Genomic DNA, 26106 nt, shown 5'->3' with positions numbered 1-26106 from the left:
TTCTCATAACAGGGAGGAACCCCATGAAAAAGGTATTCGATTTAACCAGCTGCGACTGGTGCAACCGCGATGTGCTGCAGCGTTCCCGGCTGGCGCCCCGCCCCTTCTATGTGGGCTACCGCAGTGAAAAGATGGCGCTGGAATACGAGCGCGCCCAGTCCGGAAGCTATACCCTTTTAAACGGCGAATGGAAGTTTAAGTACCTCGAGACCCCCTTCGCCTCGGATGAAGATTTTTACCGGCCGGGCTACGACGACAGCGCCTGGGGGACCATCCCGGTCCCGGCGCACTGGCAGCTGCACGGGCACGGCCGCCCGCACTACACCGACGCGACCTCGGTCTTCCCGATCCAGGAGCCGCCGGTGCTCCAGGCCGAGAACCCGACCGGGCTCTACCGGCATTTCTTTACGGTGGAGGACCTCTCGCGGGAGGTGCTGCTGCGCTTCGACGGCGTGGAGAGCGCCTTCCACCTCTGGGTCAACGGGCAGCCGGCCGGCTACTCGCAGGGGAGCCGCTGCACCAGCGAGTTCGACGTCACCGCCCTGGTGCACGAGGGGAAAAACGAGCTGGCGCTGCGCGTCTACCAGTTCTCGGACGGCAGCTACCTGGAAAACCAGGATATGTGGTGGCTGGCCGGCATCATCCGCGACGTGTCGCTGATCACCCGCCCGCGCCTCCACCTGAGCGACTACAAGGCCGACGCCGTGCTGCAGGGCGATTTGCGAAGCGGGGCCTTCTCGCTGGCGCTCACCGTCGAGGACCACACCGAAGCGCCGCAGGGCTGCAGGGTACAGGTCAAGCTGCTGGAGGACGGGAAGTGCCTCTATGAGGAGGAACGAGCCCTCGCCCCGGGGGAGGGCGAAGCCACCTTCCGTAAGGAGTTTAAGCAGGTGCGCCCCTGGAGCGCCGAGGACCCCCATCTCTACGACCTGCTCATTGAGCTGCGCACCCCGGCCGGGGAGAGCGTGGAGTTTTACTCCCAGAAGGTGGGCTTCAAGCGTGTGGAGCTCAAAAACGGGCTGATCTACATAAACGGCGCGGCGCTAAAGTTCCGGGGTGTCAACCGTCACGACTGGGACCAGGACCTGGGCCGCGCCATCACCAAAGAGCACATGGTAAAAGACCTGCGTCTGATGAAGCGCAACAACGTCAACGCCGTGCGTTCCTCCCACTATCCGAACCATCCCGACTTTTACGACCTGTGCGACCGGATGGGCTTTTACGTCGTCGACGAGGCCGACCTCGAGTGCAACCAGGTGCAGATCATCGGCAACATGAAGCTGATCAGCGACAATCCCGCCTGGGAGGAGAGCTATCTCGACCGCTGCCGGCGCATGGTGCTGCGGGACAAGAACCACCCGTCCATCGTCTTCTGGTCGTTGGGCAACGAGTCCGGCTTTGGCTGCAACTTCAAGGCCTGCTACCGCTGGATCAAGGGATACGACCCCACCCGGCTGGTCCACTACGAGGAGGACCGCGGGGCCGAGGCGGCCGACATGTATTCCAGCATGTACACCACCCATGCGCGCCTCGAGGAGCTCGGGCGCCGGGAGGACCTCTGTAAGCCCCATGTGATGTGCGAGTATGCCCACGCGATGGGCAACGGGCCGGGCGGCCTGCAGGAGTATTGGGAGCTGTTCCGCAAATATCCGAGGCTGCAGGGGGGCTTCGTCTGGGAGTGGATCGACCAGTCGATCCGCCGCGAGGGGGTACAGACCTACGGCGGGGACTACGGCGACTGGCCGAACAACCTGAACTTCTGCGCCGACGGCCTCTTAAAGGCCGACCGCACCCCCACCCCGGGGCTGAGTATGCTCAAAAAGGTGCTCGAGCCGGTGGCGTTCTACGATTATTCCCCTGAGAGCGGGGAGGTCACGGTGGAAAACCGTTACGATTTCAGCACCCTCGACCACCTTCGCGCCGTCTGCACGGTACAATCGGCCGGGAAGCGCTATTTCGAGCGGGAGCTCGGGATCGGCGGGATCGCCCCGGGCGAGAGCAGAAAAGTCCGGCTGCATGAGCCGGGAGAGCCGGCGGCCCTCGCCGGCGGGCGGGAGGTGTTTTGCGACATCAGCGTTGCCTACCGCGAGCCCCCCGAGTGGAGCGAGCCGGGGGACGAGGTGGCGCACGAGCAGTTCTTGGCCGCCAAGCAGGCGCCGCGCGCGGCGCAAAAGGCGGCGGGCCAGGTGGAGCTTGCGGTGGAGGGCGACGCCATTACAGTCACCGCCGGGCAGGCGATCATCACCTTCTCGGCCTGCAAGGGGTCGCTCACCTCTTACCGCTGCGGCGGGCGGGAGATGATCGGCCGGGGGCTGGACTTTAACTTCTACCGCGCCCCGATCGACAACGACATCAACCTGCGCGCCGAATGGGACCAGTTCATTCTGCCCCGCCTGACCAACGTGGTCAAGGAGGTCGAGGTGGATTGCGACGGGGAACGCGCGACGGTGCGGGTACAGAAATGCTACGCCCCCTTCGTGATGGATTGGCAGATCGACCTTTCGGTATGCTATACCATCACCCCGGACGGCGGGGTGCGAATCGAGGCGCAGGGTACCCCGCGCGGTAAGCTGCCGGGCACTCTGCCCCGGATCGGGATGCGCTTCGTGCTCGACGAAGCGCTCGAAAAGGTGAGCTGGTACGGCCGGGGCCCGGGGGAATGCTACCGCGACAACAAGCTCGGCTGTCCGGTAGGGCTCTATCAGAGCAGCGTCAAAGACCTGTACTTCCCCTACGTCGTGCCCCAGGAGTGCGGCTCCCGCGCCGACGTGCGCTGGGTCTATCTTTCGGACGGCAGGCAGGGGCTGTGCGCGGTGGGCAGGGAACCGCTCAGCTTCAGCGCCCTGCACTACTCGATGGAGCAGCTTACCGAGGCCAGGCACACCGACGAGCTCTGGCCGCAGAGCGATATTCACCTGCAGCTTGACTTCGCCCAGCAGGGGCTGGGCAGTGCGAGCTGGGGCCCGGGGGCGCTCGAGCAGCACACCCTGCGCCCCGAACCCTTCGCATTTTGCTGGCAGCTCTTCGGCTGCGAAAGCGAAGGGATCGTCGACAGGGCAGAGGCCGCGCGCGCCGCGCTGTAGCGCGCCGGCTCCCCAAGCAGACAAAGGAGGGAAAACTTTTGAGCACGCAGACCGCAACTTCCAAAGAGACAAACGCGCAGACTAGGCCGCCAAAGCCGAAGGCGGGGTTTTTCAGCCACTTCAAGCTGAGTATAAAGACCGCGCCCTACTATTTCCTGCTGCCGGCCATCCTGGTTTTCGGCGCCTTCATGGTCTATCCCGTGATCAGCTCGCTGATCCTTTCGTTCCAGACCTTCGACATGGGGGAATATTCCTTCGTGGCTCTGGACAACTACAAGACCCTGATGGGCGACCCGATCTTCTGGCAGGCGCTGGGCAACACCTGTATCTATCTGATCATCCAGGTCCCGGCGATGGTGGTCCTTTCGCTCACCTTCGCCACCCTGCTGGACCAGAAGTTTTTAAAGGGGCGCACCCTCTTTCGGATGTCCCTCTTCCTGCCCTCGATCACCGCGCTGGTCGCCTATGCGCTGATCTTCAAGCTCCTCTTCAACACCGAGTACGGCATGATCAACTACATGCTCAGTATGTTCGGGGTCGATAAGATCGACTGGCTCAACACCGCCTGGGGCGCCCGGTTCACCATCATTGCCGGGATCACCTGGCGCTGGACCGGCTACAATATGATCATCATGATCGCCGGGCTGCAGGCCATCCCGCTCGAGCTCTATGAGTCGGCCGACATCGACGGCGCGGGTGCCTGGAAGAAGTTCTGGTACATCACCGTGCCGATGATGAAGTCGATCATCCTCTTCGTCTCGATCACCTCGACCATCGGCACCCTGCAGATGTTCGACGAGTCCTTCATTCTGACAAACGGCGGGCCGGACAACGCGACCATCACAGTGGGGCATTACCTCTACAATTCGGGCTTCCGCTACTTCAAGTTCGGCTATGCCGCGGCGATCAGCTATGTGCTGGTGCTGGTGATCGGGATCCTCTCCTTCCTGCAATTCAAGTTCACCAACGGAGGTGAAGACTGATGGCTAAAAAAGTGATTCCGAGGGTGATTACCTACCTCTTTTTGATCATAGCGGTCGTCGTCTCCCTCTTCCCGTTTTACTTCATGTTCGTTTCGGCGACCAACACCAACCACGAGATCCTCGCCGCCCCGCCGACGCTGATGTTCGGCAGCAGCCTGATGAGCAACCTGGCGACGCTGAGCAAGAAGATCGACTGCGTGCGGGTCTTTATAAACTCCCTCTTCGTCTCGGTCACCTTCACCGCGCTGGTCATCCTCATCGACTCGATGGCGGGCTACGCGCTGGTCAAGTATCAGTTTAAGGGCCGCGGGATCTTCTTCGCGGTCATCATGATGACCATGATGATCCCGATGGAGGCCATGTACATCCCGCTGTTCACCCTGATGACCAACATCGGCTGGGCGAACAGCTACCAGGCGGTCATCCTGCCGCCGCTGGCGAATGCCTTCGGGATCTTCCTCATGCGGCAGAACTTTATCGCCTTCCCGACCGCCATGCTTGAGGCGGCCAGGTTGGACGGGTGCAACGAGTTCCAGATTTTCGGGCGGATCGTCATGCCGAACATGAAGCCGGCGCTGGGGGCGCTGGGGATCTACATGTTCATGAGCGTCTGGAACAGCTTCATGTGGCCGCTGATCATCCTGAGCACCAAGGATATGTATACCTTCCCGGTGGCGCTCTCGATGCTCGAGGGCAACCAGTGGCGGCGCGACTATGGGGTGATCATGCTGATGGCCTCGATCACCACCCTGCCAATCATGGCGATCTTCTTGATTTTCCAGAAGCAGTTCGTGGCGGGGATCATGGGCGGGGCGATCAAAGAATAGCCCCTTTCGGTACGGATTGGACCCGTTTCCCGGGAAAACCCGGGCGCGGCTTTCCAGTATAACGGATATACAATTAAAGGAGGAAAACACATGAAAAAGCGCATATTGGCTTCCCTGCTCGCCGGCGCCATGGCCCTGTCCATGGCGGCATGCTCAGGCGGAAAGTCCGCCGAGAGCTCGGCTCCCGAGTCGCAGGCTCCCGCCGGGGAGAGCTCGGCGCCGGCCGAAGAGGGCGGGGCTGAGGCAACCGGCGCCCTGTCGGGCGACCTGCTCATTTGGAGCTGGGACGTTGCGCTCAACTTCTTAAGCGAAGTGAGCGAGACCTTCATGGAGCAGAACCCCGATCTCAACATCCAGTGCGAGGAGATGGGGACCGACCAGGTCTACAACAAGCTGACCACCTCTCTGGCTTCCGGCTCCGGCCTGCCGGACCTGGTGACCATCGAGGGCGAGCAGATGCCCAAGTTCGCCAACAAGTTCCCCGACAGCTTCGTCGACCTGACCGAGAGGATCAACAAGGACGATTGGCTGCCCATCAAGCTGGCCGAGGCGACCGACAGCCGCGGCAAGATCGTGGCCTATCCGTGGGACGCGGCCCCCTGCATGATGTTCTACCGTCGGGACTTCTATGAGAACGCCGGTGTGAACCCCGAGGAGATCAAGACCTGGGATCAGTTCATCGAGGCGGGCAAGAAGATCACCGCCGCCAACGAGGGCGTCGCGATGGTTCCGCTGGCTACCTCCAGGCGCGACCACATCTACCGCATCATGCTCATGCAGCAGAACAAGTTCTACTTTGACGACGCGGGCAACTCCTGCATGGATACCCCCGAGTCGATCGGCGCGATGGAGATGACCAAGAAGATTTACGACGCGGGCATCACCGTCAACGACACCAGCTGGGACGACTATGTGACCTCCATCAAGGAGGGCAAGGTTGCCTCCGTGCCGGACGGCATCTGGATGGCCGGTACCATCAAGGACCTCTCGCCGGAAGACAGCGGTAAGTGGGGCGTGATGGATATGCCGCAGTACAGCGAATCCACCACCGGCGAAGCCAGCAACGGCGGCTCGGTCCTGGCGATCCCGGCTTCCACCCAGAATGTCGAGGCGGCCATCGCCTTTGCCGAGTACACCCTGACCGATCTTGAGAACGTCAGCAAGGGCCTGGAGGTTGCGCTCTACCCGTCCTACGTCCCGGCGTTCGAGCTGGACGACTTCAACGCGACCGACGATTATTTCGGCGGCCAGAACGTGCTGGGCATGTTCAAGGACATCGGCGGGCGCATCCCGCAGGTCAACTACACCGAGAACTTTGCCGAGGCGTATGAGACCAACAAGAATGCCGTCGCCAAGGTCCTGCTCGAGAACGCGGACGTCACCACCACCATGCAGGATGTCCAGAAAGAGTTTGTCACCAAGTTCGGCAAGTAAGCAAGGCCGGTAAATAAATACAAGAAGCAGGCCGCACCCATCGGGTGCGGCCTGCTTTGTCACAGCCGGAAAGGCGTGGAGACGCCAGCGTTGTTGTCACCCCTCGACGGGCGCGCCCCGCAGCGGCAGCCAGTCGAGCGCCTGGCGCAGCCAGCGGTCCCAATAGGGCCAGTCGTGGTCGCCCTCCTCCTCGACGTAGCCGCAGGGCACCCCGAGCCCGTCGGCCAGGGCCTTGAAACGGTGGTTGGCCTCCAGCAGGAAATCCTGCCGCCCGCAGTACATCTGCAAGGCGGGCAGGTTGTTTTTTGCCGCGGCATTCGCGCGCAGCAGATGCAGCAGGTCGTTTTCACTCCCCCCGACCGAATCGAGGTTCCCGAACACCAGCGAAAAGGGCGGGGCCATCCCCTCCATCTGCTCCGCGCCGAAGTGGGCGACCGTGGCCATGTCCAGCGCCCCCGAGAAGCTGACCGCCGCCGCATACCGCTCGGGATGGCGCAGCGCCAGCTTGAAGGCGCCGTAGCCGCCCATTGAATTCCCGGCGACGAAATTGTCCTCCCGCCGCGCGGACAGGGGGAAATAGGCGCGCGCCACCGCCGGCAGCTCCTCGCTGATATAGGTCCACCAGCGGTCCCCATAGGCCATGTCGGTGTAGAAGCTCTTGTCCGCGAAGGGGAGCACCAGCGCCAGGCACCGGTCGCAGGCATAGCGCTCGGCAGAAGATTTGCGCAGCCAGTCGGACTGGTTGTCTGAGAAGCCGTGCAGTAGGGTCAGGGTCTGAAACTTCGGCGAAGAGACGCCGGGGAAGTTTTTGGGGTCGGGCAGGACGACACAGAGGTTGGTCTCTGTCCCCAGGACCTCGGAAAAGAAGGTACAGCTCAGTTGCGCCATGGCGAACGCTCCTTATCATCATAAATTGGTTCTGCACCTATTATACGGGGTTTGGGGCGTGTATGCAAGCTCAGCGCAGGAAGACGCGCAGCTGCGGGGCCTTGCCCGCCTCGAACTGCCAAACGCCGGTGTCCCAGCCGGGAAACGGCTCGCCGCTCTCAAAGTCGGAGAGGGAAGCGAGGCGGTAGTTCCCGCTTGGGGTCACGCCACCCGACCCCTCTGCGTAAAGGGGCCCAGCCAGCCAGTAGCAGCCGTCCATGGTGTAGCTTCCCCGCTGGAGCCCGGCGATCCCGCCGGCCGCGGTGGCCCCCTGGAGAGCGGAGAGGGAGTAGCAGCAGCGCACGGTGTTCGGCCCGTCCCAGAGCACTCCCACCAGCCCGCCCGCGTACTGGGAAAGCGATATTTCGCCCAGGCTGTAGCAGTTTTCCATAGTGGAAGAAAAGAGCGAGCCTGCCATCGAACCGCAGATGGGTGCGGTAATGCTTCCTGAAATTTCCACATCGGTATAACAACAGGAAATTTTGGAGTTGGTCGCCGCACCCACCAGTCCGCCGATGTCGCTGGCGGAAAGGGTCTCCCCGCTGGCCACCCCGAGATTTTTGACGGTGCTGTTTTGAATGGCCCCAAACAACCCGGCGGTGTTCTCTTCCAGGGTCAGATGAAAGGACATGTTCTTGACCAGATGGCCGTTCCCGTCGTAGTGCCCGGTGAAATAACCGGAGTCGTAGGGATAGACGGTGTAGCCGATCGGCCTCCAGTTGCCGTTGGCGGGGTCCCCGTCGCTGTCGTAACCGCGAAGGTCGATGTCGCAGGTCTGGAGGAAATACTGCCCCTGCTGTAGGTGCCGGCCATTGTTCAGGTGCTGGAGCTGCTGTGGCGTGCTCACCAAAAAGGGGTTCTTTTCGGTGCCGTCGCCGTAGTAGAAGGGCTGCTCGTAGGTTGACAGCCCGGTGCAGCCGCAGCCGCCCGGGAGGGTAATTTTCTGCTCCCGCATGCCGGGGGTATCCAGCCCCTGACGGCGCGGGTCCACGCTGGCGCTCACCCGCAGCCAGAGGACGGTCCCGGGAATCGAGGGATCGAAGCCGTAGGCCTCCAGGAACACCGGAGAGGCGGTGACGCCTTCCTTCCTGTCCAGCAGGTTTTCGGGCAGCGCGTCGGCGGTCGAGGAGCCGAGATAGAGCTCGAAGGTGTAGTCCGCCCGGCTGTCCGGGGAGAAGGGCACGCTGATCCCCCAGCCGGCGCCGTTTGGATTGCGCTCAAAGGCGGCTCCCTGCGCGTTGGCGCTCAACGCGAGCGCACAGGCCAACAGGACCATAGCGGGGAGCGCGGTGCGAAGTTTTTTCATCTGCCTTATCCTCCTCGGGATCATGCGTACAAAAGACCGTTAGTAATCCCAACTGGGGGTCACGGCTTCCGGGGGTGGCGCGGTTTTTTGGCCGGTTTTGCTTGCAGAAAGCGGAAAAACAGGATATAATTGGAGTAAAGGGACGGAGAAACAACCCCCAACCAGAAAATAACCATGGATTTTTGCGCACAGAGGACCGGTAGCTGGGATTGCTATAGGTCTTTTTTTGTTGCTTTTTGATTTCTCCCATTAAAACGCTAAAGAAAATTTATTTTCCCCCCTTGACTTTCCCCCGTGGCAGCGGATACAATGGAATCCGTACTGTTAAAATCCCGTTAAGGCGGGCTTATATAATAAGGTAAGAAAGGGGAGGCGTATATGGCGAAAGGAAAGGACAAGGAATTTTTCAAACTGATTCTCAAAATCGCACTGCCGCTGGCACTACAGAACCTGATCACCTTCCTGGTGGGAATGATGGACACCCTGATGCTCGGAAGGCTGGGGGAGGTGGCCATCTCCGCTTCGGCGCTGGGGAACCAGGTGTTCTTCATCTTCATGATCACCAACTTCGGCCTGGCCAACGGGGCGAATATTCTGATCGCCCAGTACTGGGGCAAGGGCGATACCAAGACCATCAAAAGGATTTTTGCGATCACCTATAAGATCGACTTCTTCCTCGCGCTGATCTTTGCCTGCATGGCGTGGTTTGCGCCGGAGTTCCTGCTTTCGATCTTTACCGAGGACCCGGCGGTCATCCTGGAGGGAAGCAAATATCTGCGGATCGTCGGCGTTTCCTTCTTCTTCTACGCCATTGCCTGTCCCACGACCATGATGCTGCGCGCGCTGCAGACGGTGCGCATCTCGATCGTGGTCTACACCACCTCGCTGGTGGTCAACGTCTTCTTCAACTGGGTCTTCATCTTCGGCAACCTCGGCGCCCCGCGCCTGGGTGTGGCCGGCGCCGCGATCGCGACCTCGATCGCCCGCTTCTGCGAGATGGTGGTCGCCGTGGTGTACCTCTTCGGGTTTGAAAAGAAGCTGAGGCTCAAGCCGCGCGAGCTGCTCAGCTTTGATAAGAGCCTGCTGCCCGATTTTAAAAGCTACGTTATGCCGGTGATGTGCAACGAGATCCTCTGGAGCTGCGGCGCGTCTCTCATCGCGGTCATCGTGGGCCGGATGGGCACGATATACGTCGCCGCCAACAGCATTTCCACCGTGCTCAACAACCTGGTGACGGTGGTCATCTTCGGCGTGAGCTCCTCGGCGGCGGTTATCACCGGGAACACCGCCGGGATGGGCGACCTCGAGCTGACCCGCCAGCGCGCGCACAAGTTCATGGCGCTGAGCGTCGTGCTGGGCGCCTGCGCCTGTGCCGTCACCATCCTGGCGCGGCCCTTCGTGGTCTCGCTCTACAGCGTCAGCGACGAGACCAAAGAAATCGCCATGCAGATCATGTTCTCGATGGCGATCATCGTCTTCTTCCAGTCCTTCGCATCCACCAGCATGATGGGGATCCTGCGCGGCGGCGGGGACGGGAAGTTCGTCATGGTGGCGGACGTCATCTTCCTGTGGACCCTGTCCGCGCCCATCGGCTCGCTGCTGGGGCTGGTCTTCCACCTGCCCGCCTGGATCGTCTTCCTGGCGCTCAAATGCGATGAAATTTTCAAGTGCGGGATCGCCTTGTGGAGGCTCAGCGGCGACAAATGGCTGCGGGACGTCACCCGCTGACGGGATTTCCCTTGTGGTAAAAAGGCATAAAAACGTATCCGGGCCACCAGATATGGTGGCCCGGTTTCCTTTGGCGGGCAAACCGCATGTTTTCGGCGATATTTAGGGGACAAAGTTTTGGAAAATGATTGACAACGGAACATTTTTACTATATGATATGAGGGTATCAACGGGTAGTTTGAGGGTTGGCATGAACGGTAGTTCCGAGTTTGCGGAGTATGTCTCATATTCCGATGAAGAATTGATCCGCCTGATCCACGGCGGGGACGAGCAAGCGTTCGGCTGCCTGTGCAGCCGGTATATTCCGGTCTGCCGCTCCCTGGCGGGACGATACGCCGGTCCGGCCATCGAGCCGGAGGACCTGGCGCAGGAGGGTATGCTCGGGCTTATCGAGGCGACCCGCCGGTTCGACCCGCAAAAACAAGTACCCTTTCATCTCTACTCCAAACGGTGTATCGTCTCGAAAATGCTCTCCGCCCTGGGCGCGATGAACGCCAGCAAGCGCCGTGCGAACGTCGGCAGCCTGCCGCTGGATGAGCAGGAGGGCCTAACGGCCCAAAGCGCCCCTCTTCCCGAGGAGGTGCTCATCGAAAACGAGGAGATGCGCCACCGGGGAAGAGAGATCACATCCCTTTTGTCAGCATTTGAGAACGAAGCATTAAGGCTCTATCTTCGCGGCTGCTCCTACGCGCAAATTGCGGCGCATTTCGGGATCCCGCAAAAATCGGTAGACAATGCGTTGCAACGAGTGAGACGAAAGCTAAGGGCGGTATGGACCCAGTTCCGTTAGACCGCGCCTGACCCAATTCAGTTGGCGGCCGAAAGGCTTCTGATAGTAAGTGCCCTACCTGACGCAGAGCAATTGTTCCACAATGGCAATACGGACTAGGAGTGGCAAATCCAATCGATCTAAGTGAGGTAAAGAAAATGTACGAAGACAAGACCTTAGTATGCAAAGAGTGTGGCTCCGAGTTCGTGTTCACCGCCGGGGAGCAGGAGTTCTATGCGGAGAGAGGCTTCGAGAACGAGCCCCAGCGCTGCAAAGCCTGCCGCGATGCCCGCAAGAACAGCAAGCGTGAGAGAGAGATGTTCACCGCCACCTGCGCCGGCTGCGGCGGCGAGGCGAAGGTTCCCTTCAAGCCCCGTGAGGACCGTCCGGTCTACTGCAGCGAGTGCTTCGCCAAGATGAACAATCAATAAGATTGTAAATAGAATGAGGCCGCCCATCGGGCGGCCTCATTCTTTGTGCTTCCGTTCGGCTTCACAGCTCCTTGACAAAACAGATGATCCGGCCCGCCTCGCGAAAGCCAGTCGCCAGATGAAAGCGCAGACTCTGCGTATTGGACAGCGTGCAGTCGCTGGCGAACTGGCGGCAGCCCTGGGCGCGCGCGAAGTCCTCGCAATGCCTCACCAGCTCGCGCGCAAGCCCCTGGCCGCGGCAGGCCTCGCGCACGTAAATGCCCTCGAGGTAGCCCACCGGGCTGCTGTCGGTCCCCTCGACATAGTCCTGCCGCAGCTGGCACTGGGCAAAGCCCACGGCTTGCCCCGCCAGGAAGGCGAGGAAGACGGCTGCTTTCGGGTCTGAGATCAGCTCCCCGAACTCTTCGGCCAGCTCCTCTCCGGAGTGCCCGGGCCAGAGCAGCGCCGCCAGCTCCAAGACGGCAGCAAGGTCGCGTGCCTCGGCTTTTCGGATCACTTTCATCATCCTTTCCGTATGGGCGTCTATCATGGCCAATTGCCAGGGTAATGTGCTATAATAAAAACAGTTATCGGCAAAGAGGAGGAATTACAATGGAGAACCTATCAGCGGCAACCCTTTCGCAGCTCGAGCGTGCCCAGCGCGACGAGGTGACCGGCAGCCTCATCTACCGCGCGATGGCAAAGCGGGAGAAGGACCCCAAAAACAGGGCCATCCTCGAGCGGATGAGCGCCGAGGAGACCGAGCACGCGGCGGTCTGGCAGCGCTATACCAAAAAGACGGTCCGGCACAGTGCGCTCAAACTTTTCTGGTACAAACTGGTGAGCGTCATCATGGGCTTTACCTTTGTGCTCAAGCTCATCCAGAAGGACGAGGAGCTCAGCGGCGCCGAATACGACCGGCTGAGCCGCGAGGTGCCCGAGGCGGCGCGCATGGCGCTCGAGGAGCACGCGCACGAGAAGGAGCTCATCAATATGCTCGACGAGGAGCGGCTGCAATATGTGGGGGCGATGGTCCTCGGGCTCAATGATGCCCTTGTGGAGCTGACCGGCACCATCGCGGGCATGACCTTCGCCATGATGAATACCCGCCTGGTCGCCCTGTCCGGGATCATCACCGGCGTGTCGGCCACCCTGTCGATGGCGGCCTCCAACTACCTGGCCGAGCGCAGCGACGGCAACCCGAACGCCCTGAAATCCAGCCTTTACACCGGGGTCGCCTACCTGATCACGGTGGCCATCCTGGTGCTGCCCTACCTGCTCTTCCCGGTGAGCCTCTATGTCCCGGCGCTGATCACCATGCTCGCCGCGGTGATCCTGATCATCCTGTTCTTCAACTACTATATCTCGGTGGCCAAGGGGCAGCCCTTCCTGCGCCGCTTCGGCGAGATGGCGCTGATCAGCCTCTCGGTCGCGGCCATCTCGTTCGTGATCGGTATCCTGGTCAAGCAGTTTTTGGGGATCGACATCGGTTAATCGAGCATGTCGGGGGCGAACCCTCGGGGAAGCAGTTCCCCGAGGGTCGTTTTCGTATAGTCCGTTTCGCTGACGGCGAGAAAGACCGGCATGCCGGGCGGGCAGAATTCATAGAGCATCTGCCGGCAGACCCCGCAGGGCGCGGTCTCCTGCAGCGCGCCGCGCTGTTTGCCGCCCACCACCGCCAGCGCCAGAAAGCGGCGCTCCCCCTCGCTCACGGCCTTATACAGGGCGGTGCGTTCGGCGCAGTTGGTGGGCGAGTAGCTGCAGCTTTCGATGTTGCAGCCGCCGTAGATTTTCCCGCTTTCGCCCAGCAGGGCGGCCCCCACCGCAAAGCCGGAATAAGGGCAGTAGGAATATTCCCGGGCCGCGATGGCCGAGAGGATCAATTCGCGCGGGTCCATCAGTTTTCCTCCACGGCTTCGAGGGCGACCTGCATCATCGCGGTGAACGAGGTCTGCCGCTCCTCGGCGCTGGTCTCCTCGTGGGAGACGAAGGAGTCCGAGATGGTCAAAAGACAGGCGGCGTTTTTGTGGAGCACCGAAGCGTTGTGGAAGAGGGCGAAGGACTCCATCTCGACGCAAAGACAGCCCTGCTCGTCGTGCAGGCGCTGATAATAGGGGGTCCTGTCCTCCCGGTAGAAGACGTCGCTCGAATGCACCACGCCCTCGATCAGGGGGATCCCGAGATGCCCGGCGCTCTGGCGCAGCCGCTCGCAGAGCCCCTTGTCGGGGTAGGTGAAGGGCTCCTGATAGCCGCTTTGCACCCGGGCGAAGGAGGACTCGCTGAAGGCGGCGGTGGCGAGGACCACGTCGTAAATCCTGGCTTCCTCGCAGTAGGAGCCGGCGCTTCCGATGCGGATGATGTTCTCCACCCCATACTGGCTGTAGAGCTCGTAGGAATAGATCCCGATGCTCGGCATCCCCATCCCCGAGCCCATCACCGACAGGGTGCGCCCGCGGTAGGAGCCGGTGTAGCCGAGCATCCCGCGCACCGAGCTGAAGAGCACCGGGTTTTCCAGGTAGGTTTCGGCGATGTACTTCGCGCGCAGCGGGTCGCCGGGCATCAGGACCGTTTTGGCGATCATTCCGTTTTCGGCGCTGTTGTGAGGGGTCGGCATGGACAATCACTCCTTTTTGACTTTGTTTCTATGATACCACATCTGCCCTTAAAAAGCACGGCTGCCGGATTCTGGCGGCCGAAAAAGGGAAAAGCTAGGGGAGAATTTGTAAAATTTATGTGAATGTCTAAAAACCGTTCAAAATTTGTCCCTATCTTCTGTCAAAAATCACATTGCGTTCTTGTGAAAATTGCACTATAATGAAGGGTATATTCAGGGCTGTACTGTGCTAAAGCGGCCCCAGGATATGACGGTATGCTTTCAAACAGGAATTGATCCAGAGTAAAAGCTACAAACAGGAGGTACGAATTCATGAAAAGAATGTTAGCTACTTTGCTGGCGGCGGCCATGCTCGTTTCGATGAGCGCCTGCTCCTCCAGCTCTTCGACCGAGAGCAGCGCCCCGGGTGGGGAGCCCGCTTCGTCCGAGGACGCCGCGGCGCCCGAGGAGCCCCCCGAGGAGGATGACGCCGCTCCCACCGCGGACGGCGAGACCATCAAGATCGGCGGCCTTGCGCCCCTGACCGGCGACGTGTCCCAGTACGGCACCGCGGTGGACAACGCGGTCAAGCTGGCTGTCGCGGACATCAACGCCGCGGGCGGCGTGCTCGGCAAGCAGGTCGAGTACATCTGCTACGACGAGAAGGGCGACGCCAACGAGGCGGTCAACGCCTACAACAAGCTGGTCAACGACGACGGCGTGGTTGCGCTGGTCGGCGACGTCACCAGCAAGCCCACCGAGGCGGTCGCCCAGCGCGCGCTGGACGACAACCTGCCGATGATCACCGCCTCCGGCACCGCCGAAGGGATCACCCAGGGCCGTCCGAACGTCTTCCGCGCCTGCTTCATCGACCCCTTCCAGGGGCAGCTGATGGCCAGCTACGCCATCAACAAGCTCGGTGCCAAGACCGCCGCTATCCTCTTTGACAACGGCGACCCCTACTCCACCGGCATCGCCGACGCCTTCGAGGCCTATGCGAAGGAAAACGGCCTCGAGATCGTGGCCAAGGAAGGCTACCAGACCGGCACCCCGGACTTCAACTCCCAGCTGACCACCATCAAGGAGAAGAATCCCGACGTGCTGATGATCCCGGTTTATTACCAGGATGTCGCGCTGATCGCGGTGCAGGCCAAGAACCTGGGGCTCACCAGCAAAATGCTCGGCGCCGACGGCTGGGACGGCGTGCTCGAGAAGATCGACGCTTCCAACGTGGACGCGCTCAAGGACGTTTATTTCTGCAGCCAGTACTCCGCCGAGAGCACCGACGAGAACCTGCAGTCCTTCCTTGCGACCTATAAGGAGACCTACGGCCTCGAGGCGAACATGTTCGCGGTGCTCGGCTACGACGCCATGCAGATCATGGCCGCGGCCATCAACAAGGCCGGCTCCACCGATCCGGACGCGATCATCGCCGCCCTGGGCGAGACCAACTACGCGGGCCTGACCGGTACCACCACCTTCGACGAGAGCAACAACCCGGTGCGCGAGGCGATCATCACCACCGTGGCCGACGGGGCTTACAAGTTCGTCGAGAATTACAAAATGTAACCAATAGGACCTAAATTTTAATAGCCGGTCCGCGACGCCGAAAAGAGGGGGCCAGCCCCCTCTTTTCGGTTGTTGCATTATAGGGTACTTATCGTTTATAATGGGGTTGTCCTTTCTTTGCAGAGAGAAACTTAGGAAATGGAAGGTGCGAGTATGAACGTATTCATGACGCAAACGCTCAACGGGCTGGGGCTCGGCAGCATCTACGCGCTCATCGCCCTGGGATACAGCATGGTGTATGGCATCGTCAAGCTGATCAACTTCGCCCACGGCGACATTATCATGGTGGGCGGCTATGTCGTATTGCTGATGATGGTAACCATGGGGCTGCCCCTCTGGATGGCGGTCATCGGGTCGGTGCTCTTCTGCGCGCTGGCCGGGGTGCTCATCGAGCGGATCGCCTACCGGCGGCTCCTCAATCACGGCGCGCCGCGCATCTCGCTGCTGATCACCGCGATCGGGGTAAGCATCTTCCTGCAAAACCTCTTCCAGCTGATCTTCGGCTCGGACGCCAAGAGCGTGCCGCAGATGTTCGCCTTCCCCCCCATCGCCATCGGGAGCCTGCAGATCGCCTCGTCCACCATCATCAACATCGTCGTCTCGGTGCTGATGATGATCGGGCTGCACCTGCTGGTCAACAAGTCCCGCATGGGCAAGGCCATGCGCGCCACCAGCGAGGACGCGGGCGCGGCCATGCTGATGGGGATCAACACCAACCATACCGTCGCCTTCACCTTCGCCGTCGGCTCGGCGCTCGCGGCGGTGGGCGCGGTGCTCTACTGCAACACCTATCCGCAGTTAAAGCCGGTGATGGGCAACCTGCTGGGGCTCAAGGCCTTCGTGGCGGCGGTGCTCGGCGGGATCGGCTCGATCCCCGGCGCCATGCTCGGCGGGTACATACTCGGCGTGGCCGAGAGCTGGACCAAATCCTACATTTCCTCCAACCTGACCGACGCGGTGGTCTTCGGCATCCTGATCGTGGTGCTGCTCTTAAAGCCCACCGGCCTACTTGGGAAAAATGTGAAGGAGAAGGTGTGACGGTATGAAAAACAGTCATAAAAAGGCGGCGGCCAGCTACGCCGTCAACCTGGTCTTGGTCCTGCTGCTCTTCGCGGCGCTCTACTTTTTGGTTTCGAGCGGTACGGTCAACCGCTATTACGCCGACCTGATTTCGCTGGTCTGTATCAACGTCACCCTGGCGGTCAGCCTGAATCTCGTGACCGGCGTGCTCGGCCAGCTGGTGCTCGGCCATGCGGGCTTCATGCTGGTGGGCGCCTACGCCTGCGCCCTCTTCACCAAGAGCAGCGCCCTGCCGATCAGCGTGTCCTTCCCCATCGGGCTGGTGCTCGCGGGGCTGATGTCCGCCGTCTTCGGGGTGGTCATCGGCGTTCCGGCGCTACGGCTGCGAGGGGATTACCTGGCGATCATCACCCTGGGCTTCGGGGAGATCATCCGGGTGGTGGCCAACAACCTGAAGATTACCGGCGGGGCGATGGGCCTCAGCGGAATCCAGGCCATCGCCAACCGCAAGAACCCGGCCGGGATGCTGCCCTATGCCTTCTTCATCGCGGCGGCGGCCATCTTCATCTCCTTCGCCTTCGCCCGCTCGCGGCACGGAAGAGCGGTCATCGCCATCCGCGAGGACGAGATTGCGGCCGAGGCCTCGGGGATCAACACCACCTATTATAAGCTGCTGGCCTTCGTGCTCGCGGCCTTCATCGCCGGGGTTGCCGGCGGGCTCTACGCCCATCACCTCGGGGTCATCGACCCGGCCAAGTACGACTTCAACCGCTCGGTCGAAATCCTCATCATGGTGGTGCTCGGCGGCATGGGCTCGATCACCGGCTCGGTGATCTCGGCCTCGGTGCTCACCGTGCTGCCCGAGGCGCTGCGCAGCTTCTCAAACTACCGCATGCTCGCCTATTCGATCGTGCTCATCTGCGTCATGCTCTTTCGGCCAACAGGGCTGCTGGGCAAGTATGAATTTTCCCTCTCGGGGACGGTTGCCCGTTTCACCGGGAAGAAGAAGCCCGCCGCGGCAGGCGGCGTGAAGGGAGGCGGCGCGCAATGAGCAAAGCGGTACTCAAGGCCGACCATCTGGGCATCACCTTCGGCGGGCTCAAGGCGGTCACCGACTTTAACGCCGAGATCGGCGAGCACGAGCTCGTCGGCCTGATCGGCCCGAACGGCGCGGGCAAAACCACCATTTTCAACCTCCTCACCGGGGTTTACCAGCCCACCGAGGGCTCGGTCTACCTCGACGGCAAGTCGATGGCCGGCAAGAAGCCCCATCAGATGGTCAAGGCGGGGATCGCGCGCACCTTCCAGAACATCCGGCTCTTCAAGGACATGACGGTGATCGAGAACGTCAAGGTCGCCTTCAACCAGCATATGAAATATTCGGTCTTCGGCGGGATGCTGCGCCTGCCCTCCTTCTGGAAGGAGGAGGACGGGATCGACGGGAAGGCGCGCGAGCTGCTGCGGGTCTTTAATATGGAGGACCTCGCGCAGAACACCGCCAAGAACCTGCCCTACGGCCAGCAGCGCAAGCTGGAGATCGCCAGGGCCCTGGCGACCGGCGCGAAGGTGCTGCTGCTCGACGAGCCGGCCGCCGGCATGAACCCCACCGAGACGATGGAGCTGATGAACGCCATCGCCACCATCCGGGAGCGCTTCGGGATTTCGATCATCCTCATCGAGCACGACATGAGCCTGGTGATGAAGATCTGCGAGCGAATCATCGTCATCGACTACGGCCAGATCATCGCCACCGGCACGCCTGCCGAGGTCGCCAACAATCCCAAGGTCATCGGGGCCTATCTCGGGGAATAGGAGGAGTGCATATGTTAAAGGTCAAAAATCTCAACGTCTCCTATGGGGCGATCCATGCCATCCACGATGTGAGCCTGGAGGTCAACGAAGGGGAGATCGTCTCTTTAATCGGCGCCAACGGTGCCGGGAAGACCACCACCCTGTCCACCATCACCGGGCTCAAGAAGGCCGCCAGCGGCGAGGTCACCCTGGACGGGCAGAACCTGCTGGCCATGCCCGCGCCCAAGATCGTGGGGCTGGGGCTCGCGCACGTCCCGGAGGGGCGGCGCATCTTCGCCGAGATGACGGTGGCCGAGAACCTGGAGATGGGCGCCTATACCCGGCGCGAGCGCGCCGAGGTGCAGCAGTCCATCGAGGACGTCTACGGCCGCTTCCCCCGCCTCAAGGAGCGCTACCGCCAGGTGGCGGGGACCCTCAGCGGCGGCGAGCAGCAGATGCTCGCCATCGGCCGGGCGCTGATGTCGAGGCCCAAGATCCTGCTGATGGACGAGCCGTCGATGGGCCTGTCGCCCCTGCTGGTCAAGGAAATTTTCGCCATCATCGGGGAGGTCAACGCCTCGGGGGTGACGGTGCTGCTTGTCGAGCAGAACGCCAAAATGGCCCTTTCGATCGCCAACCGCGCCTATGTGCTGGAGACCGGGCGGGTGGTCATGGAGGGCGACGCCAAGGAGCTGATGGGCAACAGCGAGATCAAGAAGGCCTATCTGGGGGCGTAGTATAAAAAAACAAAGCGGGGGACGCCTTTATAGAAGGCGTCCCCCTTTCGCATGTTTATAATTTGTAAGCCCTACGCCTTCTGCGGCTCGGGATACTCTTCGCCGAAGGTTTCGACGGTGACTTTTTTCATCACCTCGTCGGCCAGCGGCCTGTCGGAATGATTGCGCTTGACCGAGACGATCCGTTCGGCCTCCTCGATCCCTTCGGTCACCTTGCCGAAGGCGGCGTACTGCCCGTCGAGATGGGGCGCGCGCGCCACCATGATGAAGAACTGGCTGCCCGCGCTGTCCGGGTTCATCGCCCTGGCCATCGAGAGGACGCCCTTCTCGTGGGCCAGAGCGTTTTGGAAGCCGTTTTGGGAGAACTCGCCGGCTATACAGTAGCCGGGGCCGCCCATCCCGGTGCCCTCGGGGTCGCCGCCCTGGATCATGAAGCCGGGGATGACCCGGTGGAAAATGGTGCCGTCGTAAAAGCCTTTGCGCACCAGGGAGATGAAGTTGTTGACGGTGTTGGGCGCGATCTCGGGATAGAGCTCGGCGACGATCTTGCCGCCGCTCTCCATTTCAATGGTCACGATCGGATTTTTCATAAAAAGACTCCTCTACAATATTGTTGATTGCCGGGGTCAGGCTTCCTGCGCGTCCGGCTGGCCGCCCTCGATCAGCTCGCCCTGCTCGGTGACGGTCAGGGGGATCACCTCGGAGCGGGTGTACTTGATGATTTCCTTGAGATGCTTTGCTTCGTCCAGGGAATAGAAGACGTAGGAGGTGCCCTCCCGCTTGGCCCGCCCGGTGCGTCCGATGCGGTGCAGGTAGTATTCGTTTTCCAGCGGCACCTCGTAGCTGATCACCACGTCCACGTCGCTGATGTCGATCCCGCGCGCCGCCACGTCGGTGGCCACCAGGATCTGAAAGCCCCCGTCCCGGAAGGCGGCCATAATCTTGTTGCGGTCCTGCTGGGTCTTGTCGCCGTGCAGGCTGTCGCAGGAAAAGCCAAAGCCGCCCAGCTGCTCGCACAGGCGCGCGGTGGTGTACTTGGTGTTGCAGAAAATCATCGCCCGCAGGAAGGGACGCGCCTTTAAGATGGCCACCAGGTCCCGCAGCTTCTGGCTGCCGGTGCTCTGGATGGAGTACTGCTTGATCTTGGGCTTGCTCGCCTCCACGGGCTTTACCGTCAGCTCGACCTCGTCGCGCTGGTAGAGCCAGGAGATGTCCATCACCTCGCGGGAGATGGTGGCCGAGAACATGGCCATCTGGCGGCCCTTGGGCAGCCGGTCGAGGATTTTGCGCACATCCTTCATGAAGCCCATGTCGAGCATCTCGTCCGCCTCGTCGAGCACCACCATGCGGATATTGTTAAGCTGCACGGTGCGCCGGCTGAGATGATCGAGCAGCCGGCCCGGGGTGGCGACCACCACCATGGGGGACTGCTTGAGGGCGCTAATCTGCTTCCCAATGGGCTGGCCGCCGTAGACCGAGACGACTTGCACCCCCTCCAGGAACTTGGAGAGCGCGCGCAGGTCGTCGCTGATCTGGGTGCACAGCTCGCGGGTGGGGCAGAGCACCAGCCCCTGCGGGCCGCGCGCCTGGGGATCGAGTTTTTCAATCAGCGGGATGCCGAAGGCGCAGGTCTTGCCGGTGCCGGTGGGCGCCTTGGCGATGACGTCGTGCCCCTCCATCAGGACGGGGATCGCCTTCTCCTGAATTTCGGTCAGCTCCTCAAAGCCCATCGCCTCGACGGCACTTCGTATCTCGGGGGAGACGTTCAGCTCTTGAATATCCATACCTCGTAAATTCCTTCCTTTTAACAGCTCCTGTATAAACAGAAACAGTATACCATAGATTGCGCGGCAATTCAATTCGCCGCACCTTGTGCACGCACACCTTGTGCACACGCACCTTGTGCGGAGGGAGAATTCATGCTAGAATGGGAGCAACATCAGGGAAAGGGGCAATCGTCATGGGAATGAAAATGTACGGCTACATCAGCCAGTCGCCCAAAGCAATGGAAAACATCCTGCACACCCGAAAAGAGCATGCAAAAGCCTTTGTGGACCTCTTTATGCAGAAAAGGCCCGACCGGATCTATCTGTGTGGCTGCGGCACCTCCTACAACGCCTGTGCCAGCGCCTGCCGCTTTATGGAGAAGGTGCTCGATACCGAGGTGACAATCTTTACCCCCACCCTCGCCCCCGGCGAAGAGACCGTCAGGAAGACCAATCCGATCTTTATCGCCGTTTCCCAGGGCGGCTCCTCAACCAACACCACCGCCGCGGTCGAGCGCTTCTGCGATTACCCCTGGGTGGCGCTGAGTGCGCAGGAGGCCTGCGTCTTAAACGACAAGTGCGGTGCGAGCTGCCTGATCGCCTGCGGCGAGGAGGACAACGGCGCCAAGACGATGGGCTACTACGCCACGGTGCTTTCGCTCTATGTGCTGGCGCTCGAGGCGGGGCAGGCGGCCGGCACAATCGCACCCGAGCGCTACAACGACTATATCCTCAAAATTGAGCGGGAGGTGCGGGCCATGCCGGAAAACGTCCGGCGCACCCGCGCGTGGTACGAGCGCAACCTCGAGGAGCTCAAGCAGATGAGGAAGATCACCATCATCGGCAAGGGCGTGGCCAGCGCCATCGCGGCCGAGAGCGCGCTCAAGCTGGTGGAGACGGTGCGCTATCCAGCGATGGGCTACGAGTTTGAGGAATACCTCCACGGGCCGGACGATCTGCTGGACGAGGAGCTCTACACCCTCATGCTGCTCAGCCGCGGGGAGCAGCACGACCGGATGCTGAGCCTCATTGAATTTCAGAAAAACGGCACCGAGCACAACTTTGTCGTCTCCCTCGGCGAGGACCTGGGGGAGGGACGCAACCTCAGCCTGCTCAGCGTGGAGGACGAGGACTTCACCCCCTTCGAGCAGATGCTCCCCGCCCAGGTGATCGCGGCGCTGCTGCCGCCGGTGATCGGCCGGGAGGAGAGCCCGAAATATTTTAGTAATTACTATGACCTGATGGGCACCAAGGCGCCCGGCGGGAAATAAATGTAAATGAAGGGCGGGACCGGATTTCCGGTCCCGCCCTTTCCCTAGATAGCCGTCTTGCTTTCAAACAGCTTTTTCAGGGTGCCGATCGCCTTTTTCTCGATGCGCGATACATAGGAGCGCGAAATTCCCAGCTTGTCGGCCACCTCCCGCTGAGTCAGCGGCTTCTGGCCGCGCAATCCGTAGCGCAGGTAGATGATCTCCCGCTCCCGCGGGGCGAGGTTTTGCGCGATGAAGGTGTGCAGCTGTTCGGATTTGATCCGCAGGTCGATCTCGTCATAGATGTTGCTGTCGTCGGTCATGATGTCCTGGAAGGTCAGCGAGTTGCCGTCCTTGTCGGTGTCGATCGGGTCGTTGATGAAGACGTCCTGCGCGAACTTGCGCCGCCCGCGGAAGTGCATCAAAATCTCATTTTCGATGCACCGGCTCGCGTAAGTCGCGAATTTGGTCCCCTTCTCGCAGTCGAAGGTGGAGACCGCCTTGATCAGCCCGATCGTGCCGATCGAGATCAGGTCGTCCTGGTCTTTGAAGTTGGAGTAGTACTTTTTGATGATGTGCGCCACTAGGCGCAGGTTGTGCTCGATGAGCTGATTCTTCGCCTCGGTGTCCCCCTCCCGCGCGCGTAGCAGGTATTCCCGCTCCTCCTTGGCGCTGAGGGTACGGGGGAAGGAGCCGCTGCCGGTGACGTGCAGGGCAAAATATAAAAGGTTGCAAAGAGAGAGCAATATCAAGGCCGAGTACATATCCGATTTCCCCTTTTCTCTAATTACTCATATATAAGTATATATATGGGGCGGGCGGGTTGTACTATACGGGGCGGCGCCGGACAAACGGGCCCGGGAAAACGATCAAAAAACAGCGGATGCCCCCTGTTTTTGAGCGAAAAATATGGTACACTAAGACCAGTGGGATCCGGCAGTAAAAAAGGTGCAAATTTCTTGATAATTTTTTAACGAATACACTTGACATGCAGGCTGGAGCATGATATATTGTTGTTAAAGAATTAACAATCATTGTAATTCCGAACCTTTAGGCCGCAAGATAAACCCAAGATTGATTGAGAAAGGAACGAAGAGAAATGGCAGAAAAGAAAAACCAGGCTCCCGTTGAAACCGGCCCGATGATTGACAAGCTGGTGGCAAACGCGAACAAGGCGCTCGAGGCGTTCATGCACATGACGCAGGAGCAGATCGATGAGATCGTCCATGCGATGGCGCTCGCGGGGCTGGACAACCACCAGAACCTGGCCAAGATGGCGGTGGACGAGACCGGCCGCGGCGTGTTCGAGGACAAGGTCATCAAAAACATCTTCGCCACCGAATACATCTGGCATTCCATTAAATATCAGAAGACCGTCGGGATCGTGGACGAGAACGAGATGGAGGGCTACGTCGAGGTAGCCGAGCCGGTCGGCGTGGTCGCGGGCGTCACCCCGGTTACCAACCCGACCTCCACCACCATGTTCAAATCCCTGATCTGCATTAAGACCCGCAACCCGATCATCTTCGGCTTCCACCCCTCCGCGCAGAAATGCTCGGTCGAGGCGGCCAAGATCCTGCGGGATGCGGCCATCGCCCACGGCGCCCCGGAAGGGTGCATCCAGTGGATCGAGTACCCCTCGATCGAGGCGACCAGCGCTTTGATGAACCATCCCGGCGTTTCGATGATTCTGGCCACCGGCGGCTCCGGCATGGTCAAGAGCGCCTACTCCTGCGGCAAGCCGGCGCTCGGCGTCGGCCCCGGCAACGTGCCCTGCTACATCAACAAGAATGTGGACGTCGAGCGCGCCTGCAACGACCTGATCCTCTCCAAGACCTTCGACAACGGCATGATCTGCGCTTCCGAGCAGGCGGCCATCGTCGACAAGGAGATCGCGCCGCAGTTTGAAAAGATCATGACCTACTACGGCTGCTATTTCCTCAAGGGCGACGAGATCAAGAAGGTTTCCGATTACGTCATCAACGCCCAGAAGCAGTCGGTCAACCCCGTCGTGGTCGGTCAGCCGGCCTGGTGGATCGCCGAGCAGGCGGGCGTCAAGGTTCCGGAAGGCACCAAGATCCTGCTCGCCAAGCTGGACGACGTGGGCCCGGATTACCCGCTCTCCCGCGAGAAGCTCTCCCCGGTTCTGGCCTATTTCGTGGTCAAGGATGCCAAGGAAGGCTTTGAGAAGGCCAAGAAGATGCTCGAATTCGGCGGCCTTGGGCACAGCGCGGTCATCCATTCCAACGACGAAGAGCTCTGCCACGCCTACGGCGAGGAGATGAAGGTCGGGCGCGTGATCGCCAACTCTCCGTCCTCCCAGGGCGCCATCGGCGACATCTACAACACCAACACCCCGTCCCTGACCCTCGGCTGCGGTTCGTTCGGACACAACTCCACCACCTCCAACGTGTCCTCCGTCAACCTGATCAACAAAAAGCGCATCGCCAAGAGGAGAGTCAATATGCAGTGGTTCAAGATTCCGCCGAAGATCTACTTCGAGAAAGATTCCATCCAGTATCTTGAGAAGATGCCCGACATCTCCCGCGCCTTCATCGTCACCGACCCGATGATGGTCAAGCTCGGGAACGTCGATAAAATCCTCTATTACCTCAGAAAGCGCTCCGAATACTGCCACGCTGAAATCTTCTCCGAGGTCGAGCCCGATCCGTCGGTCGCCACCATCATGAAGGGCGTACAGGCGATGAACGCCTTCCAGCCGGATGTGATCATTGCGCTGGGCGGCGGCTCGGCCATGGACGCAGCCAAGGGTATGTGGCTCTTCTATGAGCATCCCGATACCGACTTCGACGGCCTGCGCTTAAAGTTCCTCGACATCCGCAAGAGAACCTATCACTTCCCGCACCTGGGCGACAAGGCCAAGATGGTCTGTATCCCGACCACCTCGGGTACCGGCAGTGAGGTCACCTCCTTCTCGGTCATCACCGACAAGGAGAACGGGAACGTCAAGTACCCGCTGGCCGACTACGAGCTCACCCCGGATGTCGCGATCATCGACCCGCAGTTCGTCATGTCCCTGCCCAAGAGCGCGACCTGCTACACCGGCCTGGACGTGCTGACCCACGCGATCGAGGCTTATGTTTCGATCCTTTCCTCGGACTACACCGACGGCCTTGCCATGCAGGCGATCGAGATGGTGTTCGAGTACCTGCCGCGCGCTTATAAGAATGGCAACACCGACGAGGAAGCCAGGGAGAAGATGCACAACGCCTCCTGCATCGCCGGTATGGCCTTCACCAACGCGTTCCTCGGACTCAACCACTCGATGGCCCACAAGCTCGGCGGCGAGTACCACATCCCGCACGGCCTGGCCAACGCGGTGCTGCTGCCCAATGTGATCGAGTACAACGGCTCCAAGCCCACCAAATTCGCCACCTGGCCGAAATACGGCAAATTCGTGGCCGACAAGAAATATGCCAAGATCGCCAAGCACCTCGGGCTCAAGTTTAACACCACCGAGGAGGGCGTCAAGGCCCTGGCCGACGCGGTACGCGCCCTGATGAAGGAGATTGATTGTCCGATGTCCATCCGGGAATGCGGCGTGGACGAAGCCGTCTTCATGGCGGGGCTCGAGAAGCTCAGCTATCGCGCCTTCGAGGACCAGTGCACCACTGCCAACCCGCGCTACCCGCTGGTTACCGAGATCGAGGAAGTCTACAAGAAGGCTTTCAACTAGCGGCAGGCGGCAGGCTGCCGCTCCCAATACGCGAAGGAATCAGCGTGCAAAGCGGGAGTGCTCAGCCCGCGTCCTGAATGCGAGCGGCGAAAAACAGATAAAAACGCGGCGGATACTTCCGCCGCGTTTTTCTGTGATATAAAATAATGGGGTTCCAAGGGGGCGACGCCTCCTTGGCGGGTGCGGGCGGAGCCCGCGACCTTTCCTGGGTTGCTG

Annotated in this window: 23 protein-coding genes; 15 read left to right on the top strand and 8 right to left on the bottom strand. The window is 60.8% G+C overall.

Translation table 11 applies throughout. From position 1 onward, the window contains the following. The first annotated feature begins 23 nt into the window (after positions 1-23). The 4 genes from EDD78_RS00545 (at position 24) to EDD78_RS00530 (ending at position 6327) form a co-directional block, all read left to right on the top strand. Complete coding sequence (locus EDD78_RS00545) at positions 24-3083, top strand: glycoside hydrolase family 2 TIM barrel-domain containing protein (RefSeq protein ID WP_132083437.1); 3060 nt, start codon at positions 24-26, stop codon at positions 3081-3083. A 38-nt stretch (positions 3084-3121) separates the two neighbouring features. Beyond that, positions 3122-4066 carry a carbohydrate ABC transporter permease gene (locus EDD78_RS00540; RefSeq protein ID WP_242942209.1) on the top strand — a complete coding sequence of 315 codons (945 nt, stop codon included), beginning with the start codon at positions 3122-3124 and terminating at the stop codon, positions 4064-4066. Then, positions 4066-4893, top strand: coding sequence for a carbohydrate ABC transporter permease (locus EDD78_RS00535; protein WP_079700234.1), 828 nt, complete (start codon positions 4066-4068; stop codon positions 4891-4893). The genes EDD78_RS00540 and EDD78_RS00535 overlap by 1 nt, the downstream gene beginning before the upstream one ends. A gap of 90 nt (positions 4894-4983) precedes the next feature. Further along, entirely contained in the window at positions 4984-6327 is a 1344-nt protein-coding gene (locus EDD78_RS00530) for an ABC transporter substrate-binding protein (protein ID WP_132083435.1), read from the top strand. A 96-nt stretch (positions 6328-6423) separates the two neighbouring features. Here EDD78_RS00530 and EDD78_RS00525 read toward each other — a convergent pair whose 3' ends face one another. Continuing rightward, positions 6424-7215, bottom strand: a complete 792-nt coding sequence (locus EDD78_RS00525; RefSeq protein ID WP_132083433.1) for an alpha/beta hydrolase — start codon at positions 7213-7215, stop codon at positions 6424-6426. A 70-nt stretch (positions 7216-7285) separates the two neighbouring features. After that, positions 7286-8560: a hypothetical protein gene (locus EDD78_RS00520; RefSeq protein WP_132083431.1), complete on the bottom strand. Its 1275-nt coding sequence runs from the start codon at positions 8558-8560 to the stop codon at positions 7286-7288. Positions 8561-8938: 378 nt separating this feature from the next. On the opposite strand from EDD78_RS00520, the gene EDD78_RS00515 reads away from it, so the two are divergent. From EDD78_RS00515 to EDD78_RS00505, 3 genes are all read left to right on the top strand, one after another. After that, positions 8939-10288, top strand: coding sequence for an MATE family efflux transporter (locus EDD78_RS00515; RefSeq protein WP_079700230.1), 1350 nt, complete (start codon positions 8939-8941; stop codon positions 10286-10288). A 190-nt stretch (positions 10289-10478) separates the two neighbouring features. After that, positions 10479-11078: a sigma-70 family RNA polymerase sigma factor gene (locus EDD78_RS00510; protein WP_165873047.1), complete on the top strand. Its 600-nt coding sequence runs from the start codon at positions 10479-10481 to the stop codon at positions 11076-11078. A 137-nt stretch (positions 11079-11215) separates the two neighbouring features. Then, entirely contained in the window at positions 11216-11488 is a 273-nt protein-coding gene (locus EDD78_RS00505) for a zinc-ribbon domain containing protein (RefSeq protein WP_079700228.1), read from the top strand. Positions 11489-11549: 61 nt separating this feature from the next. Here the strand turns inward: EDD78_RS00505 and aac(6') are convergent, their stop codons facing one another. Further along, complete coding sequence (aac(6'), locus tag EDD78_RS00500) at positions 11550-11990, bottom strand: aminoglycoside 6'-N-acetyltransferase (RefSeq protein WP_207668634.1); 441 nt, start codon at positions 11988-11990, stop codon at positions 11550-11552. 89 nt (positions 11991-12079) lie between these two features. Between aac(6') and EDD78_RS00495 the strand changes: the two genes are divergently transcribed. Further along, positions 12080-12961: a VIT1/CCC1 transporter family protein gene (locus EDD78_RS00495; protein WP_132083425.1), complete on the top strand. Its 882-nt coding sequence runs from the start codon at positions 12080-12082 to the stop codon at positions 12959-12961. On the opposite strand, the gene EDD78_RS00490 is transcribed toward EDD78_RS00495, so the two are convergent. Further along, on the bottom strand, positions 12958-13365 hold the full coding sequence (locus EDD78_RS00490; RefSeq protein ID WP_132083423.1) for a cytidine deaminase: 408 nt from the start codon (positions 13363-13365) through the stop codon (positions 12958-12960). The two genes, EDD78_RS00495 and EDD78_RS00490, sit on opposite strands and share 4 nt — an antisense overlap. Next, positions 13365-14081 (bottom strand): purine-nucleoside phosphorylase, encoded by a 717-nt coding sequence (gene deoD, locus EDD78_RS00485; protein WP_079700225.1) that lies wholly within the window; start codon positions 14079-14081, stop codon positions 13365-13367. The genes EDD78_RS00490 and deoD overlap by 1 nt, the downstream gene beginning before the upstream one ends. Positions 14082-14393: 312 nt before the next feature. Between deoD and EDD78_RS00480 the strand changes: the two genes are divergently transcribed. The 5 genes from EDD78_RS00480 to EDD78_RS00460 all read left to right on the top strand — a co-directional run bounded on the left by EDD78_RS00480 (position 14394) and on the right by EDD78_RS00460 (position 19177). Next, on the top strand, positions 14394-15629 hold the full coding sequence (locus tag EDD78_RS00480) for an ABC transporter substrate-binding protein (RefSeq protein ID WP_242942208.1): 1236 nt from the start codon (positions 14394-14396) through the stop codon (positions 15627-15629). Between the two features lie 153 nt (positions 15630-15782). Next, positions 15783-16667: a branched-chain amino acid ABC transporter permease gene (locus EDD78_RS00475; RefSeq protein WP_132083421.1), complete on the top strand. Its 885-nt coding sequence runs from the start codon at positions 15783-15785 to the stop codon at positions 16665-16667. Positions 16668-16671: 4 nt separating this feature from the next. Next, positions 16672-17700, top strand: coding sequence for a branched-chain amino acid ABC transporter permease (locus EDD78_RS00470; RefSeq protein WP_079700223.1), 1029 nt, complete (start codon positions 16672-16674; stop codon positions 17698-17700). After that, positions 17697-18461 (top strand): ABC transporter ATP-binding protein, encoded by a 765-nt coding sequence (locus tag EDD78_RS00465; protein WP_079700222.1) that lies wholly within the window; start codon positions 17697-17699, stop codon positions 18459-18461. Before EDD78_RS00470 ends, EDD78_RS00465 begins: the two co-directional genes overlap by 4 nt. 5 nt (positions 18462-18466) lie before the next feature. Then, entirely contained in the window at positions 18467-19177 is a 711-nt protein-coding gene (locus EDD78_RS00460; protein ID WP_207668633.1) for an ABC transporter ATP-binding protein, read from the top strand. A gap of 71 nt (positions 19178-19248) precedes the next feature. On the opposite strand, the gene EDD78_RS00455 is transcribed toward EDD78_RS00460, so the two are convergent. Both EDD78_RS00455 and EDD78_RS00450 read right to left on the bottom strand, forming a co-directional pair. Then, complete coding sequence (locus EDD78_RS00455) at positions 19249-19767, bottom strand: peptidylprolyl isomerase (protein ID WP_132083417.1); 519 nt, start codon at positions 19765-19767, stop codon at positions 19249-19251. Between the two features lie 36 nt (positions 19768-19803). Beyond that, positions 19804-20961: a DEAD/DEAH box helicase gene (locus EDD78_RS00450; RefSeq protein WP_132083415.1), complete on the bottom strand. Its 1158-nt coding sequence runs from the start codon at positions 20959-20961 to the stop codon at positions 19804-19806. 176 nt (positions 20962-21137) lie between these two features. On the opposite strand from EDD78_RS00450, the gene EDD78_RS00445 reads away from it, so the two are divergent. Continuing rightward, on the top strand, positions 21138-22214 hold the full coding sequence (locus EDD78_RS00445) for an SIS domain-containing protein (RefSeq protein ID WP_165873046.1): 1077 nt from the start codon (positions 21138-21140) through the stop codon (positions 22212-22214). A 44-nt stretch (positions 22215-22258) separates the two neighbouring features. On the opposite strand, the gene sigK is transcribed toward EDD78_RS00445, so the two are convergent. Beyond that, positions 22259-22957 (bottom strand): RNA polymerase sporulation sigma factor SigK, encoded by a 699-nt coding sequence (sigK, locus tag EDD78_RS00440; RefSeq protein WP_079700217.1) that lies wholly within the window; start codon positions 22955-22957, stop codon positions 22259-22261. 335 nt (positions 22958-23292) lie between these two features. Here sigK and adhE point away from each other — a divergent pair, with 335 nt between their 5' ends. Then, positions 23293-25890, top strand: a complete 2598-nt coding sequence (adhE, locus tag EDD78_RS00435) for a bifunctional acetaldehyde-CoA/alcohol dehydrogenase (RefSeq protein ID WP_079700216.1) — start codon at positions 23293-23295, stop codon at positions 25888-25890. Positions 25891-26106: the final 216 nt, after the last annotated feature.

The organism is Harryflintia acetispora, assembly GCA_004340125.1.
In the GTDB taxonomy this organism is placed as follows: domain Bacteria; phylum Bacillota; class Clostridia; order Oscillospirales; family Ruminococcaceae; genus Harryflintia; species Harryflintia acetispora.
This window is presented reverse-complemented; position numbering and strand designations above follow the sequence as displayed.

Coding starts and splice junctions, on each gene's coding strand:
- EDD78_RS00545 (WP_132083437.1), top strand. CDS start 24: ATGAAAAAGGTATTCGATTTAACCAGCTGCGACTGGTGCAACCGCGAT.
- EDD78_RS00535 (WP_079700234.1), top strand. CDS start 4,066: ATGGCTAAAAAAGTGATTCCGAGGGTGATTACCTACCTCTTTTTGATC.
- EDD78_RS00530 (WP_132083435.1), top strand. CDS start 4,984: ATGAAAAAGCGCATATTGGCTTCCCTGCTCGCCGGCGCCATGGCCCTG.
- EDD78_RS00525 (WP_132083433.1), bottom strand. CDS start 7,215: ATGGCGCAACTGAGCTGTACCTTCTTTTCCGAGGTCCTGGGGACAGAG.
- EDD78_RS00520 (WP_132083431.1), bottom strand. CDS start 8,560: ATGAAAAAACTTCGCACCGCGCTCCCCGCTATGGTCCTGTTGGCCTGT.
- EDD78_RS00515 (WP_079700230.1), top strand. CDS start 8,939: ATGGCGAAAGGAAAGGACAAGGAATTTTTCAAACTGATTCTCAAAATC.
- EDD78_RS00510 (WP_165873047.1), top strand. CDS start 10,479: ATGAACGGTAGTTCCGAGTTTGCGGAGTATGTCTCATATTCCGATGAA.
- EDD78_RS00505 (WP_079700228.1), top strand. CDS start 11,216: ATGTACGAAGACAAGACCTTAGTATGCAAAGAGTGTGGCTCCGAGTTC.
- EDD78_RS00495 (WP_132083425.1), top strand. CDS start 12,080: ATGGAGAACCTATCAGCGGCAACCCTTTCGCAGCTCGAGCGTGCCCAG.
- EDD78_RS00490 (WP_132083423.1), bottom strand. CDS start 13,365: ATGGACCCGCGCGAATTGATCCTCTCGGCCATCGCGGCCCGGGAATAT.
- deoD (WP_079700225.1), bottom strand. CDS start 14,081: ATGCCGACCCCTCACAACAGCGCCGAAAACGGAATGATCGCCAAAACG.
- EDD78_RS00480 (WP_242942208.1), top strand. CDS start 14,394: ATGAAAAGAATGTTAGCTACTTTGCTGGCGGCGGCCATGCTCGTTTCG.
- EDD78_RS00475 (WP_132083421.1), top strand. CDS start 15,783: ATGAACGTATTCATGACGCAAACGCTCAACGGGCTGGGGCTCGGCAGC.
- EDD78_RS00470 (WP_079700223.1), top strand. CDS start 16,672: ATGAAAAACAGTCATAAAAAGGCGGCGGCCAGCTACGCCGTCAACCTG.
- EDD78_RS00465 (WP_079700222.1), top strand. CDS start 17,697: ATGAGCAAAGCGGTACTCAAGGCCGACCATCTGGGCATCACCTTCGGC.
- EDD78_RS00455 (WP_132083417.1), bottom strand. CDS start 19,767: ATGAAAAATCCGATCGTGACCATTGAAATGGAGAGCGGCGGCAAGATC.
- EDD78_RS00450 (WP_132083415.1), bottom strand. CDS start 20,961: ATGGATATTCAAGAGCTGAACGTCTCCCCCGAGATACGAAGTGCCGTC.
- EDD78_RS00445 (WP_165873046.1), top strand. CDS start 21,138: ATGGGAATGAAAATGTACGGCTACATCAGCCAGTCGCCCAAAGCAATG.
- sigK (WP_079700217.1), bottom strand. CDS start 22,957: ATGTACTCGGCCTTGATATTGCTCTCTCTTTGCAACCTTTTATATTTT.
- adhE (WP_079700216.1), top strand. CDS start 23,293: ATGGCAGAAAAGAAAAACCAGGCTCCCGTTGAAACCGGCCCGATGATT.